The organism is Mesonia maritima (assembly GCF_042433895.1).
GTDB lineage: Bacteria > Bacteroidota > Bacteroidia > Flavobacteriales > Flavobacteriaceae > Mesonia > Mesonia maritima.
The window spans coordinates 116,855-137,977 of the sequence record NZ_JBHLUA010000012.1; the positions used below are offsets into that span (position 1 = coordinate 116,855).

Below are 21,123 nucleotides of genomic sequence, written 5' to 3' on the forward strand. Positions count from 1 at the left end.
TAATTACTTAAATTGGCAGGTTTTTTTGTAGCTTTAGATTTAAAACAACTGAAATAGTATCTAAAAACGTTTTTCACTCCGAAGTAATTCTTTTTTCAGCCTTTATTTTTTCGAATATAGCAGGAGATAGTAGTAGTTTTATAGTACAACTAAAGTTAAATAATTAAATGTAAAGCCATGAACATGAAAAGTCTTTTATTATTTTTTACTTGCTTATTATCAATTGTAACTATTGCACAAAATAAAACAAGTCAGTATAAAGATCAATCAACACAAGTTAACTTGCAAAGAAATATTCAAATCAAGCAAGATACTAGAGAACAAGAGATTACTATTGAAATTGATAATCAAACTAAAAAAATTGAGTTAATGATTCATTCCAGCGTGAGTTTGGGGCAACTTAGTATTGAAATTTACGACTCAAAAGGAAAAAAACAAGGTGATTTCTCTGTCGGTAACCAATTAAACACGAATGTATCTGAACAAGTTGAAGGTAACATAACTAAATCTTTAATAGAACCTCAAGAAGGTCTCTGGAAAGTAAAAATCATCCCAATAAAAGCAAAAGGGATGGTTCAAATCAGCACCTTCACATTTCATTAATAATGAATTATAAGCTCATACTTTATTACAATATAATTATTGCTTCCTTATTAATTTCTTCAAAATCAATCGGACAAGATAATAGTAATGGAAAGCTAACAGGTAATATTCAATTAGACTCAACTTGGTCTTCTACCATATATCTTTCTTATATTCGAGATTTTGGAGAATTACACAGTATGTCCAGCAAAATGATTCTGGCTGAATCAAAGATCGATAGTCTTGGACATTTTGAATTTGATTTAAGTTACTTACCGGAAGAAAAAAACATTTTCCGACTACATATTGCAAAAAAATTAGACTCTAAAAATTCAATAATCATAGGAGGAAATCATGAAAACTACTTAATATTTATTGCTAACAGAAACTCCGAAATCAATCTTAAAACCACACAAGCGAAACCACCATTTAAAAAAGTTGATTTTGGAACAAATAAAGAAAATGTAAACTTCCAAAAAATCACAAATTTAGTTTTTAAACAAGATAGTATTGCATCTGTAAGCGGTGCATCTAAGAGAAAGTTTATTGAAGATAAACTCATTAAAAACCTCTTAAGAGACAACCAATTAACTTCTCTATATGCATTATATAAAAGTGCGTTTGAGTCTAATTACAGTAGACATAAGAAGTTTTATAAATCCTATTTAAAAAAATGGTCAGATACTGACAACAATTATTTCCGTGATTTTAAAAATAAACTTCCTATTAAAAAAGAGAAAAAAAGCACAAAGACAGCAACATTTTTTATTTATGCTATGCTACTACTTAGTGGTTTTATTTTGGGTAAAGTCAATTTACCACGTAGTAACCGAATAAAAAAACTTAGTGTCCAGGAGAGAAAAATTTACGACTTGCTAAGAAAAGGAGCTACAAATAAAGAGATTGCGGAAGAATTTAATATAGGAATAAGTACAACTAAAACTCACGTCAGTAATATTCTAAGCAAATTAAAAGTTAAATCTAGAAAAGATATCATGAATTTAAAATAATGTAAAATAAAGTAAGTAGAATCTTACTCGCTAAACTTTTGCAGCAGATGAATCAAGGTATTGGCATCGTTTTCTCCGCTCTGGCGCCAAACCATTTCCCCACCTTTATAAATTACGAGCGTAGGTAAACCTTTTATACGCAACGCATCGGCTAAAGGTTTGTTTTTTTCAACATCTATCTTAATCACTTTGGCCTTATCTCCTACCGCAGCGGCAACGTCTTTAAGTACCGGATGCATCGCTACTGAAGAGTCATTCCATTCAGTATAAAAGTCTAACAACACCGGAACTTTAAGATCTATTAACTCTCCAAATTTAGACATATGAAATTTTTAGTAATTAAAATTAATTAAGTTGTATTACTTCTACAAATATTTAATAGTTTGTTAAGAACTCTTTCCTTTGCGAAGGGTGATTACCGATATTTCTGGCCAAATCCCTACTCTACCGGGATAACCCAAAAAACCGAAACCTCGATTCACATTTATATAATTTCCGAATTCTTTATAAATACCCGCCCAGTTTTTATAGCGATATTTTACAGGACTCCATTTTACCCATCCTGGAATTTCAATTCCAAATTGCATTCCGTGGGTGTGACCACTAAGCGTTAATTGATATTTCTTTGGGTCATTTTTAATTTTTTCTTGCCAATAAGAAGGGTCGTGACTCAGCAAAATTTTAAAATCTTCAGCTGAAAGTCCCTCGGAAGCTTTATCGACATCACCATATTTTACAAAACCGCCGGAGCCCCAATTTTCGACACCAACTACGGCTAATTTATCATTTCCCTTTTGAAGAATTCTGTGTTCATTCAGCAATAAATCCCAACCCATTTCACTTTGTAGTTTTTTTAAATCTTCCAGGTTTTGGTTTTTTGCGGCTTCACTTTCCCAATCTACATAATCACCATAATCATGATTTCCTAAAATTGAAAATATGCCATCTTTTGCCGAAAGGGTGGAGAAAAGTGACTTCCAATCGTTCATTTCCGTAGCCATATTGTTTACCAAATCGCCGGTAAAAAAAATCGTATCGCTTTGTTGTTCATTTACCAAATTTACAGCGTATTCAATTTCTTTATGATTATCGAAACTTCCGCTGTGAACGTCACTAATTTGCGTTATTTTATAGCCATCAAAAGCTTCGGGTAGATCATCAAAAGTCAATTCATATTTTAAAACCTGATAATTGTACTTTCCTTTATACATTCCATATAGTAAAGAACCAAGCGGAATCGCGGCAATTCCTAACGCTATTTTACTTAAAAACTCTCTTCTTGAAGGGATAGAAAAATCTTCTTTTGGCTGACTTATCTTTCGAATTCCGCTAATTATTAATCGTACAATATCTTCTCCAAACATAAAAACGATAAGCACTAATTTTGCGGAAAGCAACGAAAGTAAAAAACCAAAAGCGTAGCTTTTAGAAATAGAAAGCACTCTTCCTTCGCCCGGTTGCGCCCATTGAAAAATAAAGTTACCGATAACTAATAGGGAAATTGCCAGATATAAATAATGAATCCAACTGATTTTGGTAACCGTTTTTAATGCTTGAAACGCATAAATATCGATTACTATATAAATTACAAAAAAAATTGCCCAACGCATAGCTTCTATTTTCAGCTTGCAAAACTAAATGAACTGCGAGAATCCACCTATCCTTTTTACATAATTTAACTTGATAGTGAAGTAATTATAACCTGAATTGATTTAAAACTGAATCTTTATAAAGCACTTGTTCTCATTTTTTTTAAATTAAGCGTAATTTTGAAAACACATCTCATAAAAACATACAAACAATGGCTAACCAAAAACGACTTTTCCTTCTCGATGCATACGCACTTATTTTTAGAGGTTATTATGCACTTATAAAAAACCCGAGAATTAACTCGAAAGGTCAAGACACCTCAGCCATTATGGGATTTATGAATTCCCTTTTTGATGTCATAAAACGTGAAAATCCAGATCATTTAGCGGTTTGTTTCGACAAAGACGGAAGCGCAGAACGCACCGAAATGTTTGAAGCTTACAAAGCAAATCGTGATGAAACGCCGCAAGCTATTCGCGAAGCGGTACCGATTATTCAAGATATTTTAAAAGCGATGCACATTCCGTGTGTGGAACTTTCCGGTTTAGAAGCCGACGATATTATTGGGACGTTAGCCAAACAAGCCGAAAAAGAAAATTACCAAGTTTTTATGGTTACGCCCGATAAAGATTTTGGACAATTGGTTTCTGAAAATATTTTTATGTACCGTCCTGCAAGAATGGGAAATAGCATCGAAATTTGGGGAATTCCAGAAGTGCAAAAGCGTTTTGGCGTAGAGCGTCCAGAACAAGTAATCGATTATTTGGGAATGATGGGTGATGCTTCTGATAATATCCCGGGACTTCCAGGCGTGGGCGACAAGACCGCCAAAAAGTTTATTAAACAATTTGGCAGTATGGAAGGCTTATTGGAAAACACCGATCAGCTGAAAGGGAAAATGAAAGAAAAAGTAATCGAAAATGCTGAATTAGGTCGACTTTCTAAAAAACTCGCGACCATTTTTACCGAATGCGACGTAAAATTTGACGAAGAAGATTACGAACTCTCCAAGCCTGATGCCGAAAAAGTAGTCGAAATTTTTAAAGAATTAGAGTTTCGACGCTTAACCGAACAGTTCATGAAAATGTTTAATGAAGGAGAATCTTCAGGAAAAGGCTTAACGAATTCCACTTCTTCAACAAAAAAGAAAACCGAAAAAACTACCGCTGGCGCAGGACAGTTTTCGTTATTTGGCAACGATACTTCGGGCGAAGATGTTTCCGCAGAAAATTTTCAAGGTTATAAAACCATCGAGAACACTTCGCATCTTTACCAAACTGTTCAACCGGGAATGGCAACTGAGCTTTTCCTAAAAAAATTAATGCAACAAAAATCGGTTTGTTTTGATACCGAAACAACAAGTTTAAACACGCATCAAGCCAAACTTGTGGGCATCGCGTTTAGTTGGGAAAAAGAAAAAGGCTATTATTTACCCATTCCTGAAGATGAAGAAAAAGCGCAGGAAACGGTAGAAATGCTGCGTCCATTTTTTGAGGCTGAAGAAATAGAAAAAATTGGTCAGAATTTAAAATACGATATTAAAGTATTAGCAAATTACAAGATTGAAGTAAAAGGAAATTTGTTTGATACAATGTTGGCGCATTACATTATTAATCCCGATATGCGCCATAATATGGATGTACTATCGGAGACTTATTTAAATTATCAACCTGTTTCTATTGAAAAATTAATCGGCAAGAAAGGTAAAAATCAAAAATCGATGCGGGAAGTTTCCGTGGAGGAACAAACGGAATACGCCGTAGAAGACGCTGATATTACGCTTCAATTAAAACAATTTTTCGCAGATGAATTAAAAGATGCGAATAACGAGAAATTATTTAATGAAATTGAAATTCCGTTGCTTCGCGTGTTGGCAGAAATGGAAATGGAAGGCATTCGATTGGATAAAGATTTCTTGAAAAAACTTTCTGATGCTTTGGAAAAAGATATTCTTCAACTTGAAAAAACTATTTATGAGGAAGCCGGAGAAGAATTCAATATTGGTTCTCCCAAACAATTAGGCGATATTCTCTTCGGAAAATTAAAGCTTGTTGAAAAACCTAAAAAAACCAGAACGGGACAGTATTCTACTGCCGAAGATGTGCTTTCCTATCTTGCCAATGATCATAAAATTATTGAAGAAGTACTTACCTGGCGTGGACTCGTAAAATTGAAAAATACTTATGTAGATGCGCTTCCGGAACAAATTGAAGAAAAAACGGGTAGAATTCATACCGATTATATGCAAACTGTTGCAGCTACAGGAAGATTGAGTTCTAACAATCCGAATTTACAAAATATCCCGATTAGAACCGAACGCGGACGCGAAGTGCGAAAAGCGTTTATTCCGAGAGATGAAAATTATGTGTTGTTAGCTGCCGATTATTCGCAGATTGAATTACGTATTATCGCAGCGCTGAGCAAAGAAGAAACGATGATAAAAGCTTTTCAGGATGGTGAAGATATTCACGCTTCTACGGCGGCTAAAGTTTTTAACGTTCCGATAAATGAAGTAACACGCGCCCAACGAAGCAACGCAAAAACCGTCAACTTTGGGATTATTTATGGGGTTTCTGCTTTCGGCTTAAGCAATCAAACCGATTTAACAAGAGCCGAATCGAAAGAATTAATTGAGACTTATTACAAAACTTATCCGAAATTACGTGATTTTATTGATGAACAAGTAGAATTTGCGCGTGAACACGGTTATGTTTCTACGGTTATGGGAAGACGCAGATACTTAAAAGATATTAATGCTAAAAACCATGTGGTTAGAAGCGGCGCTGAGCGTAACGCGGTAAATGCGCCTATTCAAGGAAGCGCTGCGGATATTATAAAAGTGGCGATGATTAATATTCAGAAACGCTTGAAAAGCGGAAATTACAAATCGAAAATGCTGTTGCAAGTTCATGATGAATTGGTATTCGATATTCATAAAGATGAATTGGAAGAATTAAAGCCCATCATTCAATCTGAAATGGAAAACGCTTTTAAACTCGAAGTACCGCTAGATGTAGAATTAGGAATCGGACAAAATTGGCTGGAAGCGCATTAATTTTAGGTAACTTATTAAAATGAAAAAAAAAGCTTTTAATAGATCGTAAATGCACTTTTTGCATAGCCATATAATTTTCGGTTTGTAAAAAAATATTTTAGCATTTAGATAAGTATAGAATAATTTCTTACACTTTTATTTAATACGTATTTCGTTCGCTTTTTGTATGTTTTTCAGAGGTTTTAGTAATTATTTTTATTAGGTTAACTTCAGTATTTTTTTGAGAGGTTGTAAGGTTGTTAACTATAATTTTTAATATAAAATTTTCATCTACTAAAAATTCTTTATAGTCTTCACTCATAATTTCATCATTAATCAGAATCACAATCGGTTTTTCATCTAAATCTAAATGTTTTTTAAAAAGCTGATTTAATGTTATAAAGTTAGGAGTGTATTTTGGTTTCATCTTCACCAGAAGTTTTCCATAATATCTTTTTTGATTTTTTTCAAAATATCCCTTTTCTACCGCTATACTTTCAATTTTATCTGAATTTATTACCTGTAATACATTTTCACTTCCAATAAAATTTCCGTTTACAAAAACAGCAACCGTTCTATTTTAATGGTAACCATTCTTTACACTATCCTTATAAACAACTTTTATAGGAGTACTTTCAGAATAATTGACTTCTTGCGTATTTTTTTTATTTGTTAATCTCTGTCCGATTACGTTAAAGGTCACAAATAAAGCTATTAAAAGAAATATAGTTTTTTTCATTAGATTTGAAATTTTCTTAGAAATCACCCTTAATAATTTAAAAAATTAAATTCGGGTTCTCAACCTATAAAGTTTTTAATTCTTTTGAAGTATTTCGATTAATTCTGTGGTTTTATCTGAATGCTTGATGCGAATATTTATTTTTTCGTAATCCCACTTTTCCTCTTTTTGGTTAGCGGTAATATCTAGTTTCGCATTTCCTTTTTCACCGGTAATTTTTATAGTGGAATTTACCGTTTTATTATTGTTGGTATAATTCACTTCTCCATTTAAAATTGTCATTTTATTTAACGACTCTATGGTACCGATACGTTGGATTACTTCTTCATCGGAATTTGCAATTTCGATGGCATTTTGATAAAGCGTTTCATCTGCGTAAGCTTGCGTTAGATCGGTTGCGACTTTTCCCATTCCGGCAGATGAAAATAAATAAAAAACAATTGCGAATAGAATGATTATCGGAATAATCCATTTAAAATTTTTCTTCATAACATTCTTTTTTTGATTATAAATTCTGAGGTTGGCACTTAATTTTTCATCCAATTTATCAATTCATTTTTATCGACAATTGACCAAGCATGTGGGTGTCGTTCTCCATTTGCTAAATAACCGCTATTTTTTGTTTCTATAAGTTCCACGTTTTTATTTCCCCACTCATTTTGCAGTTGCGTTACTAACTTTTGAATATAAAACGCGTTTAAATCTTCAAAATTATTATTTCTATATTTTTTCCACCATTTTAAATCGGGTTCGGTGTAAAATCGAATTTTTAAGTCTTTTAAATGAGTTAGATTCGTGATATTTTTAGTTTTATAAGTGAAGGGAGAATGTGCTTTAAAGTTTTCAATTCCGTTTTGAGGATTTCCAAAATTCTTGTCGAGCTGCTTTTTTATCCACCTTGATTCTTCTACAAAATTTTTAGAATAATCGAGTTTAATATTTTTTGTAGCGGTGGTATAAAGCCCTAAAAGATCTACGGGAGAATCTACATTAAAAACACCTCTTGGTTTAATTTTGCTCTTGATTTCTATAAGGTAATCACTGAGTAGAAGCGCAATATTTCCTCCGCTTGAGAATCCGCCAATATAAATTTCTTGGGTTGCTAATTTTTCTTTTTGAATTGTGCTTAGCAATAAATTTGCTAATTGTCTCTTTTCATTTTTGGTTAAATAGAGATGCTTATTAAAATTCATGGCTAAAACAGAAAACCCGTTTTTTAAAGCAAGATCACGGATATTAAATTCTTCGGTTGTATGTTCAGAATTGCAGGTAAAACAAGGAAATAGAATTAACAAACCCTTTTGAATATTCGCTTTGCTTAATTCAAAATCCGGGGTTTTTATAATTTCAACATTTTGGCTTTCAGACGATTTACTTTTTTCAGCTTCGCCTTTACAAGAAATAAGGCTTAGCGATAAAATTAAAATACATTTCTGAATCACAAAATATTCGCAAAAACCAACTATTCTGTGATTTCTTAATGTAACTTTCTTAAATACTTTAATAATTCTATTTTTTAATCAACTGAAACTAAACTCAATCCTGATTTTCAAATTAAAGAAGATTTCGTTTTAATATTCGTATAAAATATCTTTATCAGAATTGGTAATGTTCAACTTCACTTTGTCTCCATCGACCTGTAAATTTGAAATATCGAAAGTTACCTCTTTTGTAATATAGGCATCACATAATTCTTCATTCTTTAACGATAATCTTAGGTTTCGTTGCGGCGGGTAGGATTCTAAAACACCTTCAGAATCGATAAGTTTCACTTCCCAGGTATCTCCGTCACAACCCCCTGATCTAAATTCAATTTTTAAGCAGTCGTCATTTATTTCCAGACTGTTAATTTCTAATTGATCAGAAGGTGCATTTTTATATTGTGATGAACTTACTAATGTTTTAAAATCACAAGTACTCGAGTTTCCCTTTTGGTTATTTTTATCGTCGTCATTAGAACAACTTAAAAATGTAATTCCGAAACCTATTAAAAGCAGTATTTTTTTCATAATCGTAGTTTTTTAATAGATGAAATTTTCACAAAATGGTTGCGCCCAACTCTTGTATTTAAATAAGTTTATAATGAATAAAGTATTATACCGCAAACTATAGCAAAAGCAAGTGCGGCATACGTTGCTTTTTTCCATTTTAATGGGATAGTTTCACTTTTATAAAGGCCGTAAAGCCCTAATGGAGGAAAAAGAATTAACAAATATCCCACAATATATCGGTTGTACCATTTCTTTTTGGTTTGCATGGTTCAGTATTTTTATTTCCTAAAAAATCTTCTTACTTAGGTATTAATATACAATAATTTTTCCGTTATCCCCGCAGGAAGAGAAATTTAGCCTAAGTTCAACTCATAACAGTAGTGTACAAGGTAACTTTTATTTACCTCAAATTTAAATCAAAATCAGCATACCATTAAAAGAATGAAGTAAACAAACTTTTCTTACCTGAATCCCAACGTAATAATAGGAATTCCAAAATCAGGAATGGATCCAACCGTGCTATAAAAATTAAAGCTGATTATTGTAATCTTATTATGAACAGAAAAAAAGCTAAATCGTTTTTACTATAAGAAAAAAAAGAGCGCTATATTAACATAAGCGTAATCGCATTTTTCATAATTTAAAGTTTAAAAATAATTAGCTTACTTACAGATTTAAACAAACTAATAAAAGTATTACTACGTGTTATTTGAAAGTAGGTTTAAAACTAAAATAGATAAATATTTTTAGCAAAACTCGAAGCTTTTATATAATGTAAGGCTATTTTTATTGATTAGCGATTTCTAACGCCTTTTCTAAAACCTCATCACGACCTTGCCTTAAACCGTTGATAGTTGGGGTGACTTTTATGTCAATCCTTATTCCTTTTCTTTGGGTTTCCATTCCATTTGGATATGAGATACCATTGCCCGACATAGACGTTTTATAACCTCCCAAATATTCAAATACAACTACATCTCCATCTGCTCCGGCGGTTTGATTTCCAACGGTTATTACGTTCTCGGCAGTCTGAAATGCCATAGCTGTAAATTCTGCTCTACTTACGGTTTCCTCATTCACTACCAGAATAATTTTTCCTTCAAAAGCTTTTCTACTGCGAAGCGTTTTTAAATTATCTTTAAATGTAAACCTGCTTGGATAATTGATGTCGGGCGTATACAACTTGCTAAAGTCTTTTTTTTCTGTATTTAAAAATCGAGTAACGTATTTATAAATAAAATCCGGATAATTTCTCAAATCGATGATTATGCTTTTTTTATTTTCGAATGATTCAAATACATCAGCAACATCTTCAAATTTTAGGGTGCCCATATTTATATAACCAACCTGATTATTTATTGATTTTGACTTAATATCTATTGAATCTTTGCCATAGTTAAAATCATTAAAATCATATCTATTAACCCTCAAGTCTTCTATTTCATCATTTCTTTTAATCGTTAATTCTACTGATTTTTCTATACCGTTAAAAATTCTATTGTAGGTATTTTTTATTTTACCATTTTTATTTGAACCCGCTACATATTTTAAATTTTCTTCTACTTCTGCTTGGACCTCAACATCATTAATTTTTAAAATAATATCTCCCAATTTTAGGTTATTCTGTTGTGCAATAGAATCATTATAAAACCCTGAAATAACAGCTTTATTTTCTATATGCGAAATCTTAACCGGAAGGTATTTCGATCTTTTTGCAGATAAACCTATACGAGCGTGGGTATCATCTAATTTTGCGATAAGCTCTGCAATAGTGAGATGATAATCTTTTTTGTTAGAGGTTTTTCTATACTTTGGAATCATTTCTAACAAAACTTCATCCCAAGGTTGATCGGTTAAATATTTATAGGGATAAAAATATTCTATGATATTCCAATATTTAAATAACCCTAAAAGCCTATATTCTTCATCTGGAAATTCAAAATCATTGTAAGTAGGCTCATTAGTAACTTTTATTTTCCCAACACGCTCGTTGGTTACGTAAAAGTTTTTCTGTTGATTACGGTTTTTCTCTATATATTTTAGTTTAGAAGCGAGTTCATTTGTAAAAAGTGTAGTGTCTTGGGTCCATGATAAATCAAAATTCTTATTAAAATGATTTTCATTTGCATCACACCTTCTACACTTCTTTATAGTCCCTAAACCATTTATCCAATTGAGGTAAACTTTTGATAGAGACACTTTATTTGTGGCATTCATAACTTGTGGCATTTTTTCCAAAAATTCTTGATCCCAATTAAACTTTCCTTTAGCCACTTCCGGATGGTAATATTTTAAAAAACCATAGATTTTCCCTAAGGAAGCTAATCTTTGCGTTTCAGAAAGGTTTTGTTGGGAATGTATAAAATCAACATTCATCAATCCTAGGATTATGAATAATATTACTTTTTTTAGAGCCATAAAAGTCTTTTAAATTTTAAATATAGATAGATTGAAATTAACATTAGTAAATTTTATATTTTAATATGAATATAAGAGAGTATTAATTACTCAATTTAATAGACCTTCCTCATTTTACAAAACGACTCCGAGTTAGATTTTTTTGTGAAATAAAGCTAAAATTGTATTAAGAACAGATTTTCCCGAAAACCCGATTTTCAAACTTTCAACTTTTTTACTTAGACAATATATAAAGTAGTTACCAATTTTCCTTTAAATCGAGGTGATTCTATAGACAAGAGTCGTTTTTCTTCTTTCACCTTAAAATAAAAAGGAGCTGCTAACAAGTTCACACCACTTTGCTTTTTTAACCGAATGCCTTGCCCCGAAATAATATCTTTATTGGGTTCAAAATCACCTTCCGGTAAATGTTCAGTTAAAAGAATATACTTATAGTTAGACAGTTTTTTAACTACTTTTTTTATTTCATTATTCGATAAATGTTGAAGCACTTGCCTTACAATGGCACAGTCTCCAGAGGGTAATTCATCTTTAGCGATATCTAGGGTATAAAATTCTAACTTCTCTTGTTTGAATGTCTTTTTGTTATGAGCTATCAAATCAGGAACGATATCGATCGCCTTATAGGTTTCGGAGTATTTTACCAACTCTTTCCCTATATTAAAATCTCCACAGCCCAAATCACAAACCGCCGGTGGAATTTCAAAAGTTTTTAAAAAACTAGCCACTACCTCTACATAGGATTTTACAACTTTTGGATGGTGCGAGCCTAAGCCGGAATAAAATTCAGCATGATCACCGCCCCAGAGATTATTTTCATAAATCTGAGCCATAGCATCTTTCGTAGGCCACGGTTTTTTAGAGGGATTTTTCATGATTTTCAAATTAACACCTAATATCTAGCTCACTTTCTGGCAAATCGATTATACCGTCAAAAGTGGATTGTATTCTTTAATCCCATTCCAAGCAATTTGCTGCCTTTCAGTTCCATTTTTTAAAGAGTCAATATTTTTAAAGCTGATACTCATTAATTTTCTTGGAATAACTCTTTTAGAAATTTAACTCGCTTACTTTCAGACAAATCATCAGTTAAAATTGAAAAATTATATGCGAAATTATTTTTTGCTCCATACAGAAAAATCGTATTTACATTATTAGCTTTTGCGGTCCAAATAACATAATTGTCTCCTGATTCTTTTTCGTTTATCTTAAAACCTTGTTTCTCATAATATTCTTTTTCCCACTTAAAAAAACTTCTAACAAATTTTTCGTTCGAGGTATTTTCTGAGTAGAATGGATATGTTTTTTGAGGATTTTTGGCAACCGCAATTGAATGTGATTCTTTGTTTGTAAAGAAATGTTGTTTACTTAATTCATTAAATTTTGTTTTAGTCCATTGTCCTGGAATCAGAATATTTCCACTTGGAATTAAAGTCAAAGTAGTTACGTCTTGTTCTTTGTTATAATTTTCAGTAATGATTGATGATGTCTTCGTTGTTGAACAACTAATTATCAATCCGATCAGTAATATGATTAAAATTTTGAGTTTCATACTCGAATGTTAGTAAACGATTTATATAAGAATAGTTGAGAGGAATTTTGAGTTGTTTTTTCAATCTCGAAACAAGCCAAATATATTAAAATTCTGGTTTAGAAAAGATACAACTCTTTGACATATATTTTTCTGGAGCTAGTTTCTTATCAATTTTTCTTTAGCAAATAAAAATTTTCATTTAAAATCAATTCCTTAGGTTGATTTATGCGGTGCTTATATTTTTTTGAAAGACTAAAATAATCTTGGTGATCAATTACTTTATAATTTTTGATCGAATGGTAATAGTTATCCTGAATAGTTTGGTAATCATCTTCAGTAGTTTTTGAAACTTTTTGATTAAAAAACCTCAATAAGTTTTCAAAAGCTTGGGTTTCTTTTATGGTTTCTTGAAAAGAGGCACTCCCCAGATAATCTCCATTTTCCTGAATAGAATTAAAAAAATCAAATAATTTATTGGTTTCTGCTCTAGTTAGAAAAAACAGCACCCCTTCAATGAGAATAAAAGTTGATTTATTTCGCTTTATAGATTGAATTTCAGATAGCAATTCTTTTTGGTAATCTTTACTAAAATCAACCCCCATAAAATGAATATTCCTTTTTGGGATTTTATGTTCATTTTCCCATTCTTCTATTTTTTTCTTTTTATAATCAACTATTTCAGGCTTGTCTATTTCTATATGAATAATTTTTTCATGCAATAGAAAAGGATACATACTAAATCCACTTCCAAAATTTATAACTACTTCAATTTCCTGTTGTTCGATTAAATCTTGTAGGGTTTCCAAAAAATAGCGATTTCTCAAGCAATGGGTAAATGGTTCTTCAGCTGAAACTAATTCAAGGTATTCATTAATCCATTTAGTTGTTTTAAGGTTTTCCCACAATTTGGCAAAATGGTCTTGACTTAAATTTTCATCAAAAGCTCTAAACGTTGAAGTAACAAATGCTGTTTCGTGTATTTTTATATGCTGTTCTTTTTCCATTTTTCTTGAATCAGTTTGCTCTTAACGTCATTTTTTAGCATTTATATAAATATCATACCCAATTTTCAATTATGGATCTACACCTCATCACTGCGGAGACCAAGATTTAATTACTAAATATGATGTAGCCATTAGTTAATTCCAAATTTCATTAGCGGCTGTTAAAATAACCGGTTGTTTATCAGTTACAAGTATGGTTTGTTCATGTTGGGTTACATACCCACCTTTGTTTCCTACTAAAGTCCAACCATCATGAAGTTCAACAGCAACAGTAGAATTTGTTGAAATAAACGTTTCTATAGCTACCGTTGTATTTTTCTTAAACCGTTCGTTATTTCGCTTAACACGGTAATTTAAAATATTCTCAGGCGCTTCATGTAAACTTCTTCCCACGCCGTGACCTGCTAAATTCTTAATCACTTTAAAGCCTGATTTTTTAGCTTCGGTTTCAATTAAGTAGCCAATTTCTGAAATTTTCACTCCTCCTTTAATAGTCTCAATTGCTTTTTTTAAAATCGCTTTAGAAGTCTCTACTAAGGGTTTGTGATTATGTATATCATTTCCTAAAACAAAAGATCCTCCGTTATCAGACCAAAAACCATTTAATTCTGCGGACACATCAATATTTATTAAATCTCCATCTTTTAAAATTTTATTTTCCGAAGGAACGCCGTGAGCAGCTTCATTATTTACACTTATACACGTATAGCCCGGAAAACCATAGGTTTCAAAAGGAGCAGACTTTGCGCCATAACGCTTTAAAATATCACCACCATATTCATCCAGTTCTTTAGTTGACATTCCTATTTTAGCGTATTCCCTCATCAATTTTAGTGTAGTTCCCACCGCTTCACTAACCTCTTTCATTCCTACCAATTCAGATTCTTTTGTTATCGACATTGTTATTTTTTTAATTAACTCTATAAAATTTTTATACCCACTACTTCCCTACGTTAAAATCTCCACCGCTCAAATCACAATCGATTGGGGACTTTCAAAACCTTGTAAAAAGCTAGTTTCTAAACCTACTAAGTACAAATTTACAGCTTTTGACTCATGCGTATGCGCAAACCGGAATAAAATTCAGCGTGTTTAATCCAAAGCTTTTTTTATAAAAGTAACGATAAAGACCAAGTTTATTGGTAAATCAGGTGTTATTCGATATTTAATTCCTTTTTCAATTCAACACTATTTTTATAGGATGCTATTCCAACGGATTTTAAAAAAACAATGGGGTTTCCTTCTGCTATGAGAATTTCTCCATTGAAATTCTTTTTAAAATTAAGTGCGGATTTTAGTATTTAACTTCAGGTACACAATGAGCTGAAAATTCCGCTAGAATTTTCAGAAGTAAATGAGTACAAGCAATTTTTATGGTCATTTTGGTAGCGCGTTGGTATGTATATTTACTGGATTACCACTTTCTTGGTGATGGTTTTACCCGTTTTAAAAGTTATTCTAAAAAAGTATACCTGAGGAGGTAATGCTATATTCAATTGGTGGGTTCCTTCGTTAAGAACTAAATTTTTATAAATGAATTGACCTTGTAAGTTCAAAATATGTAAAATTCCATCTTGAGGACTTTTCAAAAACAAATTTTCGGTGGAGGGATTGGGGTAAATTTTTACTGAATTAGGAGTAACTAAATGCTTGGGAGTAGATAAAGTTAAATTATTTTCCTGAACCGATAAATCTGCTGACCAAATTATATCAGCTAACCCATCATTATTCATATCCTCCGAATGAATAACGCTAATTATAGTTTCTGCGTCCTGAATTAATGTTGGGGCGTCAAAATTACCAAAGCCATCATTGGTATATAAATATAGATCTTGATTTTGAATAATCATAAAATCAAGATCATTATCATGGTCAAAATCATTTAATGTAGCAGATCTAATATTCGTCACCGCTGAGTCTATAATTTGTAAACTGGAAAAGTTTCCATTGCCGTCATTTTCCATCCATACCATCCCGGTAGAGTTGTTTCCTTCCCTCAATAAATCTACATCGCCATCATTGTCTAAATCTGCTAAGCGTAAGAATAAACTAAAAGTACCCGTGGTTTGGCCGAGCTGACTACTTCTAGTGGAATCGTAGCTCAATACCCCGCTATTATTTTTATATACAGAGACATTACTTCCACCGGTAATAACATCTTGAAAACCATCTGCGTCAATATCTGCGACGGTAATATCAAAAAAATCTTCTAAAGGCCCTGGGATAGTTTGAGGTGTAAAATTGGCTACCCCATCATTATAATATACCTTAAAAGTGGTTCCCCCAATAGCAATAATATCTAAGTCGTTGTCATTATCGATATCAGCCACACTAATATCACTTTCGAAAAAAGTAAAGCTATCTAGTACTTGTGGTGAAAATGATAACGCATTATTCACATACAAGGTTACAGAATTTGTAGCATCACCAATACTAACAATATCCAACCAATTATCGTTATTGAAATCACCTACGGATATATTAGTAACTTGACTATTACCGCTGGCAATTGAAATTTCCGGACCAAAATTGAAATCTCCTTGATTCAAATAGTAAGAAATAAGATTATTGGCGGAAAACTTTTTTGTGATTATAAGGTCTTCTAAACCGTCGTTATTTATATCGGCTGTGATGATATTCGTTATTAATCCGGTGTTTGACTCAATAAGAATTGGATTAGAAAACTGTGCCCATAATTTTGAGGTGAATAGGAATGAAATAGTAAATACTAAATAAATTGAAATTTTAGGGATATTCATTTCTTCTTTTTTATCTGTTTTTGCTTGTTGCACAAGTTAATAAAAAAGTTTTATGGGATGCAATCTAAAAAAAACTAACAGGAAAAACTCTTCACTTCCTTGCGTTTAAGTGACTGTATAGCTCAAAAAATATTTATAGATGTTTAAAGCAGTGCTAAAAGCGGAACGGCAAACCTTCAATCGGTCTAGCTGGTTTTAAAAGGCATCATAAAACACGTTGCACTTAATTTTAAGCTTCTAAATTCAACATATAATTGAAATCATATCGTAAAACAGAAACCCTCAAAAGGGCTTAAATCTATCTTGGTTTGAGCAACGTTATTTTTTGTTTTCAATATCTTCTAAATATATTTTATCCATCGGATTTGAATATGGATCAGACATTTTTCTTCCTTCAATGTAAAGTTCTTTTGCTTTTTCTAAACAAGATTTAGCTTCGACAGGTTTGCCTAATTGTAGATAAGTTAAAGCTAAATAATATTGATTTTCTGCTAATTCATTATTTTCTGATTGTTTCTTGAATGTCTCAAAAGCTTTTTCAAATTTTTCAGTTTCTAAATAAAGAACTCCAAGATGCAGATAATCATAAGCGCCTACAAAGTCCTCTTCTTCGTTTAGTTTAATTTGCTTTTCTATAATTGCTATTGCCTTTTCTTTTTCTCCAATTGCTTTATAGCACAAGCCTTTGGCAATGTTTAAATGGTATGTTCCGTTTTGAGATTGACCAATATCATAATCGACCAAACTATCTAACTTTTCGATGTCTTTGATTGCTCCTTTGTAGTCTCTGAAAAATTGATAACGACACCAACCTCTATATCCTAAATGTTCTTTTGGGTTTAACTCAACTGCTTTATCGATTAGCTTTTTCCAAGTCACAAAATCTCCACTTTTCAGATAAGCAATAGATTTCGCCCAATAAGCATAATCAAATGTCGGATCTATCTCGATTGATTCGTCCAAAATGGTTTGGTATTCTTTACTGAATTGGTAATGGCCTTTAATTTCCATGGCTTTTTTACAAGCTTCATACTTTAAGGTATCACCATAATATTTATAAGCTTCGCAATTGGGTTGGGCAAGTACATTTGAAAATTAAAAAAGTACTATTAAAAAATAAAAGTATTTCATCAAGGTAAAATTTCTATTAGTTGTCCGTCTGTAATTTTAAATATTAGATACATATAATAATCAACTGAGATTTCATTTCTTCTAAAAACTTCCCAGTTTTCTATTTCCCTCGTTATGTTTAGAAGTTGAGAAACGATTGCTTTATCAAATTCTTTTTCTTGATAATCATAATCTGATTGTAAAACTCTAAATCTTCCTGCTTTTCCTTCACAGTTTACGATAAAACGTATTCTTATTAGTCCATTTTGAGTTTTGCCTGGTACTGGTTGATATTTTGATTTGAACGTTTTTAAAATTTTAGATTTCTCTCCGCTATAAACAGGTCCTTCTCCTAAATTGAAATACTGTAGAATATTATCATCTCCGTTGCAAACTTTAAATTCTGTCTCGTCTATTTGGTCATTTTGCTGAATATCTCCAACCCAACGCAAATATTCGTCTTTTTCGCCGGCTTTTTTTTCTGTTTGACAGCTACAAAGAATTAAAATTAGTAATGTAAATTTTAGAATTGATTTTTTCATTTTTTTTATTCAAACGGCTTACACCGGTCTTGTATGTAAAAAGCAGAACCGATAGTTCTCAAGAGCTGCAGATAAATCACAAGCCAATTTTAATTTTCTATGTTTAGGTTTGTAGAATAAATATAGAAAATTAAAATTTGGCGAAGTTAGATTGAAATCAGGATTTCAAATCAATCGAAGGCTCTAGCTATTTTTATATAAGGTTTTAGCTGCTTTAAAATTATTATAGCTAGTTATAAGTAAAAAATAATTTTCATAGGTAAGCATTATTTTTCGGCGTAATATACCATGAAATTAGCCAAATTATTTTTGATCAGTTTGAATTGTACTATTCCCGATAGATTATTTTTAACTAATAAATTTGGTGTTAATCTAAGCTTATTAAAAAAAATAGAGAGTGGATAACTCCATTTGCTCATTTTATAGATTTTTTTTGCTGATGGATATGATTCTTTAGAGACATCAAATTCTCTTATGTTTCTAAATCCAGTGTTTGAAAGCGATTGTTTAAACTCAGAGGTATCTGCTAGATTAGGAAGTGCCCAACCTTCACAAAAGGTATTTAAATCCTTAACCTCCTTTTCATTTTTAGGTTTACGACATTGAAAACCATCCCAAATAATTAACCTCCCGCCTTTCTTGAGTACACGGTAAGCTTCTTGGAGAAAGTCTTTTTTGTTTTCGGCATAACAAACACTCTCTATTGCCCAAACTACAGAAAATGTTTCGTCTTCAAATCCCGAGTCTAAAAAATCCCTTTGATAGAAGTTGGTTAAATCACTTACGTTGTTTTCAATTGCTAATTTTTCAGCCTCCTTAACTTGTCTCTCACTTAAGGTAATACCTGCAACACGGGCTTTATGATTTTTTGCCAACCATATTGAACTACCGCCAACACCACAACCAGCATCTAAAATATAATCATCAGATTTAATTAGCGCTTTTTCTGATAAAAATTGGTTGGTATTTAAAAGTGCCTCATTATGATTTTTAGTTTCTGAATCCCAATATCCATAATGTATTCCGTGAGTGTTCCCATGGTAAAATACTCTATAAAAAGGTAAAGTATAATTGTAGTATTCTATGATATCTTTTTTGCTCATTAGTTTTGAAAAGTTTGGGGGTTTTAAATTTTAGGAGCAAAATACAATAAAAATGTTTAACTATATTTTAATAAAAGACTGCGCTATAAAATGACCATATTCTATCTCAAGATATTCTAATATTTCAATTTATTTCTGAACTTTTTTAACTTGTAGCTTCTAGCCCTTAAAATGTCTAATAATAAAGTGAAAATTATATCAACTCCACCCAAAGAATGTCAGTTCGATTTACAAAGCATTATACTCTAAACATTAGATATTTAAAATTCAACATTTTACCCCTCCCTGGCCTATCGAAAATAGCTCGTGAAATTTAAAGAGCCGGCTTCGTAAAATTTTAGGCTGTTTGAACGAAGTGAGTTTAAAAATTTAGCTTTCGAACAAACAATTTAGCAATAGTTTCGTAAGCCTAGATCTTGTTGTTACTTTTTTCAGCAATAGAAAAATCCTCCGTATCAAGACCAGCAATAATCAAAATTACTTCTCGATACTATTCCTTCCACTACCATTCCAGCAATCACTTCATTCCATTGTATAAAAAACACTACCTACTAACAGCTAACTACTTCCAACTGTAACAAATAACACGACTCAACGTCTTACACGAAAGAATTTCACACTAACCTTTAACAGATGAGCTTTTTAAACCGTTTCGAAAAATTCTATATTCAAGTAAAACAAAACCGATGGGTATTATGGTTTTCATATTTTAATCGGTTTGCGTTAGCTGTGGGATTTATAGCAGCTGGCTACGTTAAAATAGTAGATGAACGATTTGCCAGCGGATTATCGACCCTTCACCCAATGGGAAGTTATTTAACTGCTTTTTGGCATACTGGTTATTACTATACTTTTGTAGGAGTAGCACAAGTGATTGCCTCGATATTGCTACTTATCCCGCGTACTGTAACCTTAGGAACGCTTTTATATTTTCCTATTATTCTAAATATTTTTATACTCTCTTGCGCAGTACGCTTTGATGGCTCTTTAATCACCGCTCCTTTAATGACCTTATCTTGCATCTTTTTACTGTACTGGAATTATGACCGTTTAAAGTTTATTCTTCCTTTAAAAACCCCTAAACCTATTAAGCTTCCCTCGACTATACATTATAGTAAAAAGTTTCCTTTCAAATTTTTCTTAATTGCTTTTTCCCTTTTTGTATTTACTGCAAATATCCCCGTGGCAATGAATATGTATATGGTTATGCCCCGAAACACCGAATTGTATTGTAACGAACAATTTATAGGAACCAACCGCACTACAGCGGGCGCTGAATTTTGTGATTGCATACATAATGAGGGAAACTCATTAAATAGCTGTTTAAAAAATTATGAAATAGCTCCAAACGATATCCCTAGCCCACGATAACCAATTTTTATAGTTATTCTTACAATCCCAAAAAGAAAATTACCGCCCCCGATTTTCTAACCAACTCTACCCGGCATCCACCTAGATACTTCCTATACAATCCACACTACTTCCACAGTACTCATACAGCCACACTACAAATCCCCCTGTAAAACGTGGTCTGAACCTCTATTGAATTCTCTTTAACTTTTTAAAAACCTAAAACTAACCGCAGATTTTTTAGCCCCTAAATTTTTCCATCGCTGTCCTTAAAAAGAGGTAAGAACAAGAATATAACTACATAGGAAGTATTGTGAAATAAGAATTTTATTAATGAAGTTCTTTTAGCTATAAGCT

The 21,123-nt window shown here is 31.9% G+C and carries 19 protein-coding genes; 4 read left to right on the forward strand and 15 right to left on the reverse strand.

The genetic code is table 11. The annotated features are described in order from the left end of the window. The first annotated feature begins 183 nt into the window (after positions 1 to 183). Positions 184 to 603 (forward strand): hypothetical protein, encoded by a 420-nt coding sequence (locus tag ACFFGL_RS07280; protein WP_309727050.1) that lies wholly within the window; start codon positions 184 to 186, stop codon positions 601 to 603. A gap of 2 nt (positions 604 to 605) precedes the next feature. Further along, a complete protein-coding gene (locus tag ACFFGL_RS07285; RefSeq protein WP_309727049.1) occupies positions 606 to 1,592 on the forward strand; it encodes a response regulator transcription factor in 987 nt (328 codons plus the stop codon). A gap of 23 nt (positions 1,593 to 1,615) precedes the next feature. Here the strand turns inward: ACFFGL_RS07285 and ACFFGL_RS07290 are convergent, their stop codons facing one another. Together ACFFGL_RS07290 and ACFFGL_RS07295 are read right to left on the reverse strand one after the other, a co-directional pair. After that, entirely contained in the window at positions 1,616 to 1,915 is a 300-nt protein-coding gene (locus ACFFGL_RS07290) for a thioredoxin family protein (RefSeq protein WP_309727048.1), read from the reverse strand. Between the two features lie 63 nt (positions 1,916 to 1,978). Further along, positions 1,979 to 3,202, reverse strand: coding sequence for a metallophosphoesterase (locus ACFFGL_RS07295; protein WP_309727047.1), 1,224 nt, complete (start codon positions 3,200 to 3,202; stop codon positions 1,979 to 1,981). 191 nt (positions 3,203 to 3,393) lie between these two features. On the opposite strand from ACFFGL_RS07295, the gene polA reads away from it, so the two are divergent. Then, positions 3,394 to 6,237 (forward strand): DNA polymerase I, encoded by a 2,844-nt coding sequence (polA, locus tag ACFFGL_RS07300; protein ID WP_309727046.1) that lies wholly within the window; start codon positions 3,394 to 3,396, stop codon positions 6,235 to 6,237. Positions 6,238 to 6,376: 139 nt separating this feature from the next. On the opposite strand, the gene ACFFGL_RS07305 is transcribed toward polA, so the two are convergent. The 13 genes from ACFFGL_RS07305 to ACFFGL_RS07365 all read right to left on the reverse strand — a co-directional run bounded on the left by ACFFGL_RS07305 (position 6,377) and on the right by ACFFGL_RS07365 (position 19,416). Next, entirely contained in the window at positions 6,377 to 6,643 is a 267-nt protein-coding gene (locus ACFFGL_RS07305; protein WP_309727045.1) for a hypothetical protein, read from the reverse strand. Positions 6,644 to 7,030: 387 nt separating this feature from the next. Beyond that, positions 7,031 to 7,444, reverse strand: a complete 414-nt coding sequence (locus tag ACFFGL_RS07310) for a cytochrome c oxidase assembly factor Coa1 family protein (RefSeq protein ID WP_309727044.1) — start codon at positions 7,442 to 7,444, stop codon at positions 7,031 to 7,033. A 38-nt stretch (positions 7,445 to 7,482) separates the two neighbouring features. Beyond that, positions 7,483 to 8,397: a hypothetical protein gene (locus ACFFGL_RS07315; RefSeq protein WP_309727043.1), complete on the reverse strand. Its 915-nt coding sequence runs from the start codon at positions 8,395 to 8,397 to the stop codon at positions 7,483 to 7,485. 129 nt (positions 8,398 to 8,526) lie between these two features. Beyond that, complete coding sequence (locus tag ACFFGL_RS07320) at positions 8,527 to 8,964, reverse strand: hypothetical protein (protein WP_309727042.1); 438 nt, start codon at positions 8,962 to 8,964, stop codon at positions 8,527 to 8,529. 768 nt (positions 8,965 to 9,732) lie between these two features. Next, the gene (locus ACFFGL_RS07325) at positions 9,733 to 11,322 is read right to left on the reverse strand and encodes a S41 family peptidase (protein ID WP_309727041.1); all 1,590 of its coding nucleotides are present in this window, start codon (positions 11,320 to 11,322) and stop codon (positions 9,733 to 9,735) included. 260 nt (positions 11,323 to 11,582) lie between these two features. Further along, a complete protein-coding gene (locus ACFFGL_RS07330) occupies positions 11,583 to 12,239 on the reverse strand; it encodes a class I SAM-dependent methyltransferase (protein WP_309727040.1) in 657 nt (218 codons plus the stop codon). 152 nt (positions 12,240 to 12,391) lie between these two features. Beyond that, complete coding sequence (locus ACFFGL_RS07335; RefSeq protein WP_309727039.1) at positions 12,392 to 12,916, reverse strand: hypothetical protein; 525 nt, start codon at positions 12,914 to 12,916, stop codon at positions 12,392 to 12,394. Between the two features lie 149 nt (positions 12,917 to 13,065). Further along, entirely contained in the window at positions 13,066 to 13,902 is an 837-nt protein-coding gene (locus tag ACFFGL_RS07340; RefSeq protein ID WP_309727038.1) for a class I SAM-dependent methyltransferase, read from the reverse strand. Between the two features lie 135 nt (positions 13,903 to 14,037). After that, positions 14,038 to 14,802, reverse strand: coding sequence for a type I methionyl aminopeptidase (gene map, locus ACFFGL_RS07345; protein ID WP_309727037.1), 765 nt, complete (start codon positions 14,800 to 14,802; stop codon positions 14,038 to 14,040). Positions 14,803 to 15,308: 506 nt separating this feature from the next. Continuing rightward, positions 15,309 to 16,694 (reverse strand): FG-GAP-like repeat-containing protein, encoded by a 1,386-nt coding sequence (locus ACFFGL_RS07350; RefSeq protein ID WP_309727036.1) that lies wholly within the window; start codon positions 16,692 to 16,694, stop codon positions 15,309 to 15,311. Between the two features lie 285 nt (positions 16,695 to 16,979). Then, complete coding sequence (locus ACFFGL_RS07355; protein ID WP_309727035.1) at positions 16,980 to 17,672, reverse strand: tetratricopeptide repeat protein; 693 nt, start codon at positions 17,670 to 17,672, stop codon at positions 16,980 to 16,982. Positions 17,673 to 17,791: 119 nt separating this feature from the next. Continuing rightward, positions 17,792 to 18,313 (reverse strand): hypothetical protein, encoded by a 522-nt coding sequence (locus ACFFGL_RS07360; protein WP_309727034.1) that lies wholly within the window; start codon positions 18,311 to 18,313, stop codon positions 17,792 to 17,794. Between the two features lie 266 nt (positions 18,314 to 18,579). Then, complete coding sequence (locus ACFFGL_RS07365; protein WP_309727033.1) at positions 18,580 to 19,416, reverse strand: methyltransferase domain-containing protein; 837 nt, start codon at positions 19,414 to 19,416, stop codon at positions 18,580 to 18,582. Positions 19,417 to 20,049: 633 nt separating this feature from the next. Here ACFFGL_RS07365 and ACFFGL_RS07370 point away from each other — a divergent pair. Continuing rightward, positions 20,050 to 20,787 (forward strand): DoxX family protein, encoded by a 738-nt coding sequence (locus ACFFGL_RS07370; RefSeq protein ID WP_309727032.1) that lies wholly within the window; start codon positions 20,050 to 20,052, stop codon positions 20,785 to 20,787. Positions 20,788 to 21,123 lie beyond the last annotated feature (336 nt).